Annotated in this window: 11 protein-coding genes; 1 reads left to right on the forward strand and 10 read right to left on the reverse strand. The window is 37.0% G+C overall.

Annotated elements, in window-relative coordinates; all coding sequences use genetic code 11:
- Positions 1 to 102: 102 nt before the first annotated feature.
- The 5 genes from NSB28_RS12980 to NSB28_RS13000 all read right to left on the reverse strand — a co-directional run bounded on the left by NSB28_RS12980 (position 103) and on the right by NSB28_RS13000 (position 6,453).
- Entirely contained in the window at positions 103 to 1,389 is a 1,287-nt protein-coding gene (locus NSB28_RS12980; protein ID WP_109625756.1) for an McrC family protein, read from the reverse strand.
- A gap of 19 nt (positions 1,390 to 1,408) precedes the next feature.
- The gene (locus tag NSB28_RS12985) at positions 1,409 to 4,270 is read right to left on the reverse strand and encodes a DUF7225 domain-containing protein (protein ID WP_243134952.1); all 2,862 of its coding nucleotides are present in this window, start codon (positions 4,268 to 4,270) and stop codon (positions 1,409 to 1,411) included.
- 84 nt (positions 4,271 to 4,354) lie between these two features.
- The gene (locus NSB28_RS12990; protein ID WP_109625757.1) at positions 4,355 to 5,014 is read right to left on the reverse strand and encodes a uridine kinase family protein; all 660 of its coding nucleotides are present in this window, start codon (positions 5,012 to 5,014) and stop codon (positions 4,355 to 4,357) included.
- A 2-nt stretch (positions 5,015 to 5,016) separates the two neighbouring features.
- Positions 5,017 to 5,502, reverse strand: a complete 486-nt coding sequence (locus tag NSB28_RS12995; protein WP_109625758.1) for a VOC family protein — start codon at positions 5,500 to 5,502, stop codon at positions 5,017 to 5,019.
- 105 nt (positions 5,503 to 5,607) lie between these two features.
- Entirely contained in the window at positions 5,608 to 6,453 is an 846-nt protein-coding gene (locus tag NSB28_RS13000; protein WP_109625759.1) for an HNH endonuclease, read from the reverse strand.
- Positions 6,454 to 6,929: 476 nt separating this feature from the next.
- Between NSB28_RS13000 and NSB28_RS13005 the strand changes: the two genes are divergently transcribed.
- On the forward strand, positions 6,930 to 8,057 hold the full coding sequence (locus NSB28_RS13005; RefSeq protein WP_109625760.1) for a zinc-dependent alcohol dehydrogenase: 1,128 nt from the start codon (positions 6,930 to 6,932) through the stop codon (positions 8,055 to 8,057).
- Positions 8,058 to 8,223: 166 nt separating this feature from the next.
- Here NSB28_RS13005 and NSB28_RS13010 read toward each other — a convergent pair whose 3' ends face one another.
- The 5 genes from NSB28_RS13010 to NSB28_RS13030 form a co-directional block, all read right to left on the reverse strand.
- Positions 8,224 to 8,445 carry a DUF1016 domain-containing protein gene (locus tag NSB28_RS13010; protein ID WP_257497781.1) on the reverse strand — a complete coding sequence of 74 codons (222 nt, stop codon included), beginning with the start codon at positions 8,443 to 8,445 and terminating at the stop codon, positions 8,224 to 8,226.
- Positions 8,446 to 8,584: 139 nt separating this feature from the next.
- Entirely contained in the window at positions 8,585 to 9,583 is a 999-nt protein-coding gene (locus NSB28_RS13015) for a serine hydrolase domain-containing protein (RefSeq protein WP_109625762.1), read from the reverse strand.
- A gap of 341 nt (positions 9,584 to 9,924) precedes the next feature.
- Entirely contained in the window at positions 9,925 to 10,101 is a 177-nt protein-coding gene (locus NSB28_RS13020; RefSeq protein ID WP_257497782.1) for a hypothetical protein, read from the reverse strand.
- Between the two features lie 922 nt (positions 10,102 to 11,023).
- Positions 11,024 to 12,616 carry a UvrD-helicase domain-containing protein gene (locus NSB28_RS13025; protein ID WP_109625763.1) on the reverse strand — a complete coding sequence of 531 codons (1,593 nt, stop codon included), beginning with the start codon at positions 12,614 to 12,616 and terminating at the stop codon, positions 11,024 to 11,026.
- A complete protein-coding gene (locus tag NSB28_RS13030; protein WP_109625764.1) occupies positions 12,609 to 14,363 on the reverse strand; it encodes an ATP-dependent nuclease in 1,755 nt (584 codons plus the stop codon). Before NSB28_RS13030 ends, NSB28_RS13025 begins: the two co-directional genes overlap by 8 nt.
- Positions 14,364 to 14,591: the final 228 nt, after the last annotated feature.

A 14,591-nucleotide genomic window follows, 5' to 3' on the forward strand; every position in this document is an offset into this window, starting at 1 on the left:
TCTATATTGTGTAAGCAAAATACCGCCAGGATATGAATCCTGACGGCTTTTTATTAATCTTTTCTGCTACGGCGTCCTCTGCATTTCCGTAGATAGCTTATTTTAGGATATAAAACTTTTCTCTATTACATTCCCGAGACTCTTTTCAATATTAAACAAATCCAGGAACTGTACTCTTATGTCTGCACCGTCCCCGGATTTATACATGATCTGCCTGTCCGGAACAGCTAAATCAGTCAGTGGGTAAAGTACTGTCACATTCCGGGCATTATACTTTTTCTGGTATGCATACATCTGGTACATATCGCTCTGTGATATTCCATAATTGGCCTTGTTCTCTGAGAGCAGCTTCCACTTTGTATCCATAATAAAAACTGCATTATCTTCCTTTCGCTTTACTGCAATGTCTGGTTTTATAAGAAATTTCTTACCTGGTTCATCAAATAAATAACATGACTTATCCTGTACCGATACAATGTAATCTGCAGTGCCTAATGCCTTCTTTAATTTAGACGCAGCATAACTTTCAAACAATCTCTCCATTGGAAATAATAATGCCGCGGCTATCTCTGAACCGGAAAATGAGGTGAAGCTCTTTCCCGTCAAAAATACACGGCACCACAATAATGCAGTTTGGTAATCAGCCATATTTCTGCCGGGAATAAACTTTGAAAAGTCACCTTCATGATCCAAAGATACATCTACATCACAAAACTCGTTTAATAAAGTCTTTATACTGCTTTTATTCTTCACTGAAGATGATTGCCGGTATAGATACTTTAAAGTGGACTTTATCAGCCTGTTTTCCGGCCTGTTGCTGTTATACTCATCAAATTCAACGTAGCTTCGTTCCTTATGGCAGTAATTTCTTTTTATATGCTCAGAGAAAAGCAGTTTTCCCCTGAATATTTCTTCGTTATTTTCTACAGTTATGTAATCGCATTTAAGCCCGCGTTTGACAATCTGAAAAACCTCATCCACAAACATTCTGATGAATATTTCGAAAATATTCATGGTTTCAATATTTACATTTGATATCTGCAAAGTCTTGTATGGAGATACTCTGAGGGTCTTCAGCATATCTGTAAACAGCTTTTTTACCCTCTGTTCTGAAGCCTTCTCCGGCGAATATATCTTTGGCAGGATCTCAATGGTTGTCCCATCGGTCATTGTAATAACGCCCACATAATTTCTTGCCGTGATGACCTTGCCTGCGCCTTTTCTAGCACTGATCCCCATCAGCTCCAGAGCATCTGTGTCTTTGCTTTTATTAGTTAAAATAAATTTTTCCAGCTGCTCAAAGGTGTGCCTGGGCAATGGAGTATATCCCGGAATTTCTTTTTCAGCTATAAAAGAACCATATTCTGTTATCTGATAGGATGCTTTCATCCGGCACACCTCCTCTGCACTAAATTGAGCGGTATGATTCAATATTCATAAACGCCTCTTTATTAATTTCATATATATTGTTCTCATCAAATTCATAATCTGTATTTCCAAAAAGCTCACTGTAATCTATACTTACTGCTGATATGAATTGAATACCAGGATCCTGTTTATTATTATCTCCAAGTATAAGTCTTATTTTCTCATAATCCTCATAAAAATACTCCTGCAGCAGCGGTATAATGCTGTCAGCGAAAATTTCTGCCAGCACCTCAATAGTCGGGCTCTTCTTCAGAGGCATAAAATAGGCATGTCCAATCGTATGCTCCCTGTCATAAAGGACACGGATCCTTCTATTCATTCTGATAAGCATATCTTTGACAGAAACATCTTCCACACTGATTCCTTCCAATACATCTGCATCCGGCTGCATTTCTTTAAATTGAAACCTTCTGCGCAGCGCTGTATCAATTGTGGCAATGGACCTGTCTGCAGTATTCATCGTTCCAACAAGGTATACATTGTCAGGGACCCCGAAAGGCTTCTTAGAATAGGGCAGCTTTACCGTGGTTTCTTCCGGCTGTCCTATCCGTTTTGAGTCCTCTATTAAAGTAATTAACTCTCCAAATATTTTAGAGATATTTCCCCTGTTTATTTCATCAATAACAAAGACATAATTATTACCGTTTGGCCCGATTTTATTTGCGGCGCCTGTGTGCTTATTGACGATACCCATTACATCGGCAAGTGAAACAGACATCTTGTATACAGCGGAAAGTGTCATTGTGGTTCCGCCATTTACTTCTGTAATATCTTCCCTGATGCCTTTAACTAACCAGTCCACTTTTCTCAAACGCTTGTATTTATCATATTCTTCATGCCATTCATAATCACCGGTAATAACACCTACTGCATCTATAGTCGTGCTGCTGTAACAGGAAAGAACAATATCTCCCACTCTCATCTTATTAATAAAAGCATTTACGACTGTCTTCCCGCCATCCGTAAAATCAGTCTCGCCTGTAATATCAGGTCCATAATCATCATAACCCAGGCGGATATGCCCGTTTTCCAGACACTCTGTCCTTGTGGGATTATCATATGTGCCTTCGAGGGATACCTTCCATACAACAGGTGAAGTATTTAAACCTGCATCAGCAGCCTTTTTTATAACTGGCCGCAGCGCTCTGTCACAGAAACTTTTAAACAGACCGGAGGCTATCTGATATTGAACCTCTTCTTTATTTTCTTCATCACTCTCATCCATATTTGGCCTGATACCCTCAATAAACTCCTCATAGCCATAGGATTGATGGAATGTGGTTGTTTCAATATTTCCATCAGTCTTATACTGATTATACCTGGCCAGAACATCGTCGTAGTTTTCTTCCTTCACATCCTCCAGCAATTTTTTCTCAATTATAGCTACTGCATATACTACCGTGCTGTAGGTTTTTCCTGTTCCGGGAGGTCCATAAAGAATTGTATTCTTGGCCACATCAGTCGTCTGGTCTTCTGTATTATCAATATCAATCTCCGACAGGTCCATCTTCTCCAGCGCCGCCTTCAGCTCCTTCCGCAATTTCCAGGAATAACGTTTCCTTCCGTTTTCAATCACACTTCTTCCGCGAAATGCAATCGGATAGTATCTGAAGCCCACATCATCTATACAGTCCGGGCAGTTATACTTTTTCTTTATCTTTTCACAAAAGCTGCTGCCCAGCTTATTATAATAATTATGTACTTTCCCATACACATCTGCAAGATGCCTGCATGTGCTCTCTCCGCCTTGTTCAATAAACATCTTCAGCATAACAAGGTTTTCTTTAGTCGTGACATCAGAATCGTTTAAAGCCTCCAGCCACACCCCCGGCGTAATCCCGGGATCATACTCATCAGGTGAGGGCCAGTATGCTGCTTCACCTATGCCTTCTTCTTCCTTTTCCTTAGTTTCTGTCCGGGGTTTCATCCTGCTTCCATAATAAACAACATCCATTGCCGTCACATAACCGTCTTCATCCTGAAAACATTCTTCTGTCAAACGCGCTGCACTCATTGCCATTAATTCTTTGTCCTGCTTAACATAGTTCCATACTTGTGAACACATTTGATTACAATTTTCTATCTTCCAAACCTCAGATTTGGCTTTTCCCCGTTTTTCCGCAAAGCCGATCAAATTCTTAAAAGCTTCATAGACTTTTGCTTTATAAAAATAATATTTTCCCGGATATTCAAAAGTTAAATATACAGAAACTGCATGCAGATCCTGAAAATGTGACAGAGCCTTCCCTTGTCCAGCCTCCCCCTTCAAATGCTCACAGTGCAGCCGGAATCCTTCTCTAAAATCACTATATCTCTTTCCTAAAGGAATACTTTCATCATACAGCTCCCTGAACAGTTCTCTAACTGCTTCCGGATCACTTTCCGCATATTCGCAGAGCATTTTATAAGCATAATACATACCGGAAGTCAGCAAATTAGCAGCTTTACTAAAAGAAACCGACAGCATCCTTGAAAAATCCGAAGCCTCAATATCCCAATGCTTTTTGTACCATCCAATAGCTTCCCATTTGTATCTTTCTTCTGCATCAACTTTTTGAAAATCTGATTTATATGCGGATATAATGGCGGTAATATCAATACCTGTATAGTTTTCACCAACATATTCGTACTGGCCATTGCCCCTATTCAGAAAGAAATTTGGCTTATTATCCAGATCCTCTATCCCCTTGTTTGTCATATTATAAGAATAGTCACTGGGAAGAATACTGGAAGGATTAGTGCCATATTTATCCTGCAGCAGCTTAACGATCTCCTGTCTTGTCATTTTAGTTCCAAGGGCAAGATCCTTTAAAATTTCTCTGTATTGTTCTGTAATTGTCATCCATTTTTCCTCCGTCAGCAGCTGCTTTTTACCTTCACAATTTCATGCATAAATTCATTTAAAATTACTCCCGGCCATGAGATATCAATCGTCTTCATTTGAAAAAGAAGGCACATGAATCAAAAGATTATCTGAAACTGAATTATCTTGTGAACCACTAACAATGACATCAACATATTTCCATGATTCCTCTTCCAAAAATAAAGGAGCCAGCAATGAATCCCACCAGTCCGCAAATTCTGTGACAGACTCAACAGTTCCTCCATTTTCCCCATTGGCAAGATCTCTCTTAACGACACGCTCCCTGGCAATCTCCGGCTCAGTATCTACCCATATGGAATATGCTGCAATATCACGCAGCGTTTTTCTGCACGCTCCCATCCCCTCTATGATAAGTGCCCTATTGGGGTCAACTTCAATAGAACCCTGGCGGCCCTCTTTAACCCATCCGGCTGGTCTGTACGCCACATTTTTTCCATTGATCCAGGGATTTACAATACCCTCGAGCATTTCATGATCCCAGTGAATAGGATCAGCACACCAGCTTACATCATCTGTATGAACTAAATCTGCATTCAATATATCAGCCAGTTTTAAAGCTAACGTTGTCTTACCTGACCCGGCAGCTCCATCAATAAGAATAAGTGGTTTTGACACATTATCCCCTATCTTTGCTGCCAGATCAGACAGAGATTCTTCTGACCACGAGTTTATATTTAGGGACGGCAACGCTATAGGTTTCATATTTAAATACTCTCCTTTCCGTGAGGGGTGCCGTGCGCCAAACAATCTTTGACATAATCGACGGGAACATCCATCCTTTCTGCAACCTGTTCTACTGTCATCCCCTTATTAAAAAACCGCTTTGCAACCATTGAAATATCCTCTGCAACTTCAATTATATGGTGATTGGGATCATAAAAACGAACAACCCTCTGTCCCCAATTATGCTCCAGCAACTCATGAACATATTCAATATTGGCCATTTGCAGTTTTCTGTAAAATTCATCAATATCTGAGACTTCAAAATATAATTCTACAGCATTACTTTTAAGATATACTTCTTTATCATTAATAAAACTGCTCCATGTCTCAATTGTTTGCAAAAACAATCCGCCGTCCAGCTGAACATTCGCACCGAAATCACCTATCATCTTGATGCCCAGTATATCTTGATAAAATTTTTTACTTTCTTCCATATTTTTAACTGCAATTAAGGTACCCTTATACATTCTAATCATCCTTTCCCAGCTGAGCTGACAAACGGCTCACGCTACTAGCCCCTCACAGATGTGTACGTGCGCTCTTCACGCATACATCTCCTCTTAATAATATTCTTATAAATGCCGATTCAATAACAATTTCTGCTCTACACCATTTTTATAGATATACAGCCGTTTTTGCCTGTCAAACACAGGATTCGTATCATGTATAATACTGTGGTGATTTGGACATACAATAAGCTGATTATTGGCATCATTATTCAGGCTAGACACGAAATAATCAATATGATGTGCCTCAGCAATATGAGATCCATATTCTTCTCCAATAAGACAACCACAGAGTTGGCATCTATAGTTATAAAGTAACTTTAGATTATCTCCGATTTTCTTGTTTAACTTACGTATCTTTACAATGCATTCTGATTCCAATAATGCAGAAGTTGCATCCTCTACATCATAATTAAATTCTGCCTCTAAGATACGTTCTTTCTGACCAGAAACCACCTGTTTCAAGGCAGCAATATCCTCTGAGACAATGGGATCCAGTACATAAGAATCATCATATTCTGTAGTGTAGATAGCCAGATACTCTTTTAAGTCTTCTGGCAAACGTATCATTGTACGGTCGCCTGGCTGCCGCAGCTCTCTTGTTTTCTTTATAAACTGATAACTTGTCATAAAGCAGGCCTGCAATTCCTTAGCTAATTCTCCGCCTTTAATGTATCTGATCTGGAGAGTATCCTTTTTCCTCTTAAACTTGGGATCAAAATTCACATTTGTTATTTTGGCTTTATAAGAGTGTCCGTTAAGATATAGTGTAATATCTTTCGATTCTCCTCTCTTTAGAAATCGGCCCATGATCTGTCCAAAAACTACTTGATTATCAAAAGGCAAGGTGAGACCTTCATTGAGCAAAGACCAGTCTACTTCTTTTTTATAAACATAATTTTCAGTTGTCATTTAATATCACCTAATAATATAAAATTTTCTTTGCAGCATTTTTTACAGTTGCCTTAGTCTGATCTGCGCTTTTCACTGTAACACCGCCATGTACGATTCTAACTCTTCTATGGTATAAAATAATTTCAGTCATACCATCCCCACACCGTATATCTATTGACTTCAATTTTACCACATTCAAGTCAATATGCACACATATGGTTGTCAGTATAACTATATTTTTTTAGTTCTTTTAAAAAAATCCATTATGCCGTAATAAATCACTCTCTGCTCAAGTACATTTCGAAGAACTTGCATATTTTTTTTAATAAATACTAACCGCATCACCAGATTTTTTATAAAACTCATTATGTATCCAAATCTTAGACTTCAATACCTGTATTTAAAAATCATTTCAATTATCATCCATAATTATACATGGTATAGATTTACTTCAACTACAAATAATATCCTTAATAACAACAGGAGGTATCGGAATGAAAGCTATCGTATATGATGGGCTGCAGAAAGTTGAATGCAGAACCGTGGAAGATCCGAAGATAGAAAAAGAAGATGACATAATAGTAAAAGTCACTTCCACTGCTATTTGTGGATCAGATTTACATTTAGTGCATGGTTTGGTAAAAGGAATGTATGATGGATATGTATTAGGTCATGAAACAATGGGAATTGTCGAGGAAGCCGGAAAGGAAGTTAAAAATCTGAAAAAGGGGGACAGGGTTGTAATCCCCTTTCCTGTGGCATGCGGACATTGCGAATTCTGTAATAAAGGAGAATTCAGTCAGTGCGATAATTCAAATGATTATGGTGAATCTGGTGGATTATTCGGTTATAGTAAATATCATGGGAACTATGCCGGGGGACAAGCAGAATATATAAGGGTTCCGTATGCCAATGTGGGGCCAAAAAAAGTGCCGGATGAATTGACAGATGAGCAGGTCTTATTTGTAACAGACGTCCTGCCCACCTCCTATTGGGGCACGGAAATAGCAAATGTGAAAGCCGGAGATACCGTCGTAGTTCTGGGCTGTGGACCTATAGGATTGATGACAATCAAGTGGTGTATTCAAAAAGGAGCAGGCAGGATCATTGCAGTCGATAACGTCAGCTACCGCCTGGAACATGCAAAAGGCTATGGGGTGGAAGCCTTAAATTTTGAAGAATATGAACAGGTAGGAGAGCATATAAAAGAGATTACACATGGAGGAGCTCATTCTGTTATTGATTGTGTCGGACTGGATGGTAAAACTTCGGTTATGGAAAAAATTGAAACTGCACTCAAATTACAGGGAGGATCAAAATCAGCTATAGAGATAGCTTCCCAATGTATTAGAAAAACCGGTACAGTAGCTCTCGTTGGAGTATATGGCAATAAATATAATAATTTCCCTCTTGGAAACTTCTTTTCCAAGAATATCACTTTAAAAATGGGACAGTGCCCTGCTACCAGATACGTTGACTTGATGTTACAAAAAATCCAAAAAGGTGAATTTGATGCAACAGATATTATAACCCATAAGCTTTCCTTAGAAGAAGGCAGTCACGCTTACAGCATTTTTGATAAAAAGGAAGATAACTGTATTAAAGTAATTTTAAAACCGTAAGGTGATGTATTACTATGGAATATGCGTGAGATTCTAAGCCAATCTTCATATCTTTAGCGGAGATTGGCTTTTTCCATTAAAATCGAGTGGGATAAGATTTTCTGTTTATTTACCTCACTTACCTCTTTAACGTGAGAATTACCCCTTTATGAAGATTTTACCCCCTTTAATAATTTTCTTTTTTCTTATCATATTCTAACGCTTCATGCTCTCTCTGCACTTCTCGTAATAGTTCCTCTTCACTTGGCAAATAAAACTTATATTTTGAAGCGGAAATTTGTGTTTCATTTTCTGGCAATGTATACTTAACTACAGACCCACTTTTATCCGCACACAATACAATTCCTATTAGAGGATTATCTCCCTCATTCATCAATTCACGTTCCAATCCGAAGAGTTTCGCAACAAGTATAGGAAAAGAGTACCCTTTTCCATAAAAATAGCTTGTTTCTGTCTGCGACAGTAAGAGAGATTTTTGCTTGTTTAAAAGATCTGAAACCCTATAACAAACCAGATGTTATAAAATACTACTTATAAAAATTTTCTCTAATTTTTCGCATTTCTTTCCACACATTATCACCATAATTACTCACTAAAACAGAAATCATGCCATTATTAGGATTATATTCAGAAATAAAACTCACACCAGGGTCACACCCCTGAAAATATACTAAATCTTTACCACATGGATTGTCAATAATCCATACGCCATAGCCATAGTAGCCTTCTTCGGCGTCCGTCCCGTCTCCGCTTTGTTTAGTAAACATCTTTGAAAGAAACTCTTTTGAAATAAGTTTTTCATTTAATAAGTTCGTCCAAAAATTGACTATATCTTTTACTGTTATAAAAGCTCCTCCTGCCCCCGTTCCTTTTGCATCAACAGAAAAGATATTTGTACGGAAATCATTTGTATCAGAACAATAAATATAATTATTTGCACATTTCGACGGTAATCTATCCAGCTCATAGTAACCCGTTCCATTCATATTGCATACATCAAAAATATTTGTTTGCAAATACTTATCAAAATACATTCCTGTTACTTTTTCAATTATCGTTGCCAATAACACATAACCCGAATTGTTGTATTGAAACTTTTCACCTTTATGATACATCATAGGCTTATCTATGAACAAAGGGAACAGATCATTATTATGTCTAATCTTGTAATTAGGATACTCAAACCATAATTCCTCATATTCGTCCATAATACTTTCATCAAAATAATCTGGCACCCCCGAAGTATGATTTAACAATTGTTCTACTGTCACATCAACATCTATATCATATAAATCAAAATCAAGCAGTTTTTCTAATGTATCCTCAAAGTTCAGTTTTCCTTGCTCAATCAACTGTAAGATAGCTACAGCAATAAATACTTTTCCTGCTGACGCACTGGCAAATTTTGTTTCAATTGTATTTGGTATTTCATTTGCCAAGTCAGCCAGTCCGGATACATGTTCTATTAGTATCTCACTATCTTGTACAACATATATACCCCCTCTAAAATTACTGTCTATGTTCATAATCTACCTCGCTGAATAATAAATGCGTTCGCCCCGTACAGTATAATATTTTCTTATATCTGCTCGTATCGTTTTATATCCCATAAGAAGTTCGGGCACTAAAGAATTAAAAATTATTGTTGTTCTGAATACCTCAACATGCGAAAAAGCCTGTATTTCCAATGACTTTCATCGATTAATACCCTTTAGCAGCTCAAATTCAAATACTATTTTTTATTAATCAAATCCTTGATTTCATCTACCAAAGGCTGATATCCAATTATTTCTTCCAATATCGTTCCTCCATAACTCGCACCAGTGGTGCGAGAATTAACATTTTCATTTTACCCTATAATGCAATTTCAGTGATCACACCTAAATTCTTCAAACATTTTCTTTAATATCTGAACATTACGATATTTCTCTTTAAAAGCATCCATAACATACCCGTCTACTTCTTCAAAATGCGGCATCCTTATTTCATCAGCGTAATCTTCTTTTCTATTCCAGTTATTATAAAGAAATTCCTCATACGCCATAAACTTCTAGCAATAACATTTCGTTAAATTGGCAAAAATCCAACATTCCGTCCAAAACACATGCTTTTTCCTGCTCATCTGTAATCTTTATTAATAAAAAGCGACTTCAATAAATTGAATCGTATTATCCTTTCTCTCACGATAAATAATAATCATCTTCTTATTAAGGAGCCTTTGCCGATATTGCTTTGCGCAATTTAACACGATTCTTTTTGCAGCTTCCTTTGTAAATTTCATAATTCAGGTTATTCTCCTCTATAAATTTAAAGAGAGAGTAATAACACCACTGTGCTATATACTCTCTCTTTGTGGCTAATTTTAGTGTTGTCTGCCAACGACCAGTCAAAGACTGGTAAAGATATCGGATTTTAGTGTTGTCCGCCAACGACCAACCACTTGATTGGCAAAAGTATCAGATTTAAGTGTTAGCCCACTAGAAAAGCACGCTTTTCTTCTACTATTATTATACGCAAATCCTATTTTTATGTCAATAGATTATTAGTAGGTGCCTTTATTAGCTATTGCCCTTTCAAATAATCCGACAAATTTTCTACATAAGTAATATCACAACTCCATTTTGCACTAAAGATCCCGCAAATGCCAGTAAAATCAATCTTTCCGCACCAGAAACGTCACCGTCTCCACATGTGTTGAGTGTGTGAAAAAGATTTCCAGAAGGCATAATTGGGCCTTGGCGGAGGTATTTAACTCCAACCGAATTCTCAAATTTCCCCTTCCTTTTTGGTTCTTCTCCTTCACCTTTGTATTAGTAAAAGTATAGCATAAAATTTCGTGTTTTGGAGGCTTTGCTACACCGGATAGAGAAATATTTTGTCAGCAACTTTACTGCCAACAATAAAGTCCTTGAGTTCAATTCTCAAGGACTTTATTCTTAACAGCTTAGTGCTTTCGACGCTGCACACTACCACCGTAATTCTCGTCGTCGCTCTTGTAGTCCATCTTTCAATAAAAACGATGATGGGTACGCTTTATAAAAATCATTCTGTCTGCTCCGATATCGTTGAGTCCCATTCATTATGAAACAAGCATCTTTTGCGCGTGTAATCCCAACATAATGAAGATTAAGCAACTGTTCAATTTCATCCGCTGTACCATACTCATCAGATATAATGTATTTGTACATATCCATATGGAACACAATATTGAACTCAAGACCTTTTGATTTATGTAAAGTCATTATATTTAATTCATCTTCAGCAGCGGGCACATAGCTATTTAAAGCTGTGCTATCTGACAATACGTGTTTTAGTAAAGCAACGGTTCCAGCATTATATCCTTTGGGATAAACCAATTCCGCTATCTCGATAAAATTATCTATTACATTAATCATCTCCCCAAACGGACAGCTAAATATCTTATGACACACTTCTAATGCCTTTCTGTATCTATCTGGCTCGATTTCTTCAGAAAATAATTTTTCGGCATAGTCTACAGCATATATACTTTTATCAAATCGTGCATTCAACAATTCACAAAATATACGTCCCCAATTTGAATTGTCCTTGTCTAATGGACTCTCAGAAAACACTTTATGTTTCGTTTTTAAAACTGTATCTAAAAAATGAATTGTTCCATTTCCTCGACATAAAATAGCCACTTGATTATTACTTACAACTTCATAAGTCTTTTTTATCGCCTGTAATTTCTGATCGATTTTTTTTGCTATTTCCCTTTCTGATCCCTCAACACATACACGAAATACCCTTTTATCCTCTTGAATTTGCTTTGAGGCGTCAAATAGGCATAGCGAATACTCCGCAATACTAGGATGACATCTATGATTTACGCTGAGCTCGTAATGCTTAAAATCTTCTCTGCCTATAAGTGAAAGCAGATATTTCGGGAAGCGATTGCTAAACCCATATATAGCTTGATTAATATCACCAACAGCAACTCCTATAAGTCCGCTTTCACACAACATAATAAAAATATCATGCTGTATTTGTCCACAATCTTGATATTCATCTATAAACACAGATACATATCGGGATTTAATATATTGAAGCGCTCCAGGAACTTTTTTCATGATGTATAATGCTGTTTCTCCTGACACATCCAAAAAAATCTTTCCATTTTTCAATGATTCTAATAGCAATATTTCTTGGTCATTTGTAACATCCGAACCCATTCCAAACAATCCAGAATATATTGGATCACTTTCCGATGAATTTACAACTTCATATTCAGGTAAAGTGTACGTTAAATGACTTGCAAAAGGAATAATTATTTGCGAAATATAAAATTTATCTATCGTACCAAAAAAGGAGTTCTTGTGTTCTATACCCCTCTGTTTGCAACGACTTTTTAGCTCATCACTTGCCTTGTTTGTAAATGAAATAGCAATAATTCCTTTATAATCCGGCAATTCTTTCAAAACCAATCCTATCTTCTCAACAACAGTATATGTTTTTCCAGATCCCGGTCTTGCTGTTACAACAACATTACCATTTTGCTCTAATATGCTTATTTGTTCCTCTGTCGGCTTTTTAATCATGAGCAGGATGACTCCCTTCTTCGACAGTCTTTTTTAGCGCTAAAAGTGGCGCACAAACTTCTGCCCCCTGAATCTTACCTAATTTAGTATGTTCAGACGTCAAAAAGCTCATCATATTTTGTGCCTTATGCGTCTGCATCGCCTTTACCAAAGTAGTAACTGTACGCTTTCTATAATATGCCTTAAGATCATCATACAAGTCACTCTTTGCCAAGTCCATCTCTAAATCAACATCTGACACATATAAACCATACACTGTTGCCTGTGCTCTAAAATAATCATTTAAGGCTATTGCTGTTGCCGGTATAGATTTCTGATGTCCCCATTCATTTTCATCTTTATGTTGCTGCCAATATTGATTAATCGGCTCATCAGCATTTCTTATCTGCGAAAGGATTCCTGCTATTCGAGAGATTCCTGCATAATAGTCTTTTGTAGGCGCTTTATTTGGTTTTGAAAAGATATCATTATCTGTTCTTAGAACCCATGGTATCTTCAAAGCATCACATATTGCTACATATGGTTTAAACCCTACTCCCTCTACCGCTAATATTGAAATATTTAATCGGTCAAGATCAACACCTATTTCCTGCGCAAGTGCGGTATAAAAAAGGACTTCTGATACGCCTTCCACGAGAAATACACCATCCGAAAAAAATATTTCCGCCGAAAGTGCATTTAAACGATATCCGAATTTTTCGAATTCCGCCTTCAACAGTTGACTACATCCTCCGCATGCAACATGCGTGTATTTGTTAACAGTATGCAATCTAATAATACTGTCTGGCTCAAACTTAGATGCAATATGCGGTGAATGCGTTGTAATTAAAATCTGATCATTGAAATTTGATTGAATGTATTTTGACAGTTTTCTTTGCTGATGTGGGTGTAAATGCGCTTCTGGCTCCTCAACCGCAAAGAAAGTAACGTGATCAATATTCTTCTGAATATTTTGTTTTGCAATCCATGTTGCAAGAAAAATTTGATTATTTCTCCCATCACCACCAATTGCTAATGGACCTTGATCGGATGAGTATGATAATATTAAGTTATCCAATAACTTTTCCGCATCGCTCTCTCCTGCAACAAATTTTACTTTCTGATCTTCATTATGAATAGATAATTGTGCCAACTCTGTATTCACACTTTCCAAAGCAGATGCAACATAATTCAATGAGCTAACCTGACTGTTTATATCATTTAATTTACTTTGAATTTCACCAGTCTTAACATCATCTGCTTCTTTTGCCTCCTTATCCAAACGTTCTTTAGCCATTCGTAATATCTGAATACGCTCTCTTTTCAAAAAGCCAAACAAATCTCTATTTGTATCAACACATTGCATATTCAATCTTTTAATATACTGGCGGGTAGACTGTTCTTCAAGGACTGTTTCATCATACCCTATCCATATGCTGTACTGACCATTTTTACTGTTCGTATATCGAATAACTGTAGTTTCATCCTTGATACTACCACCAAAAGTACTTAATAAGCATTCTTCAGTGATTCCACAAATTGTAACTGTAATCTCTATGCTTTCAGCGCCCGAATAAGCATTATAGTCACTATCTGTCAATTCTAAGTCGTGTTCATTAAGTGATTTGTCAAACAGTAGCCTAAGAGCATACAATAAATTGGTCTTTCCAACATCATTTGCTCCGATAATAAGTGTTTTGGGTTGAAGAAAAATTTCTGCATCATCGAAATTTCTGAATCCCTTAATGCGTATTTTCTCAATTCTCATCAAATGCTTCCTCCGCAAAATACGATTATTGTATTAGATTAAATATTATAGATATAGCAAAAGCAGCATGCCACCTCTTTGTGTATGTATTTAATAATATTCTACCACCATTTTTCCTTAAAGCCAACCACTATAGCTGTGTTTTCTACTAACAATAAAACGCTCGAACCATCAAGGCTCAAGCGTCTTATTCTTATCAATATTGTTCTGCATATCTGGATTCTAATA

Origin of the sequence: Murimonas intestini (genome assembly GCF_024622195.1) — a bacterium.
Classification (GTDB): Bacteria; Bacillota; Clostridia; order Lachnospirales; family Lachnospiraceae; genus Murimonas; species Murimonas intestini.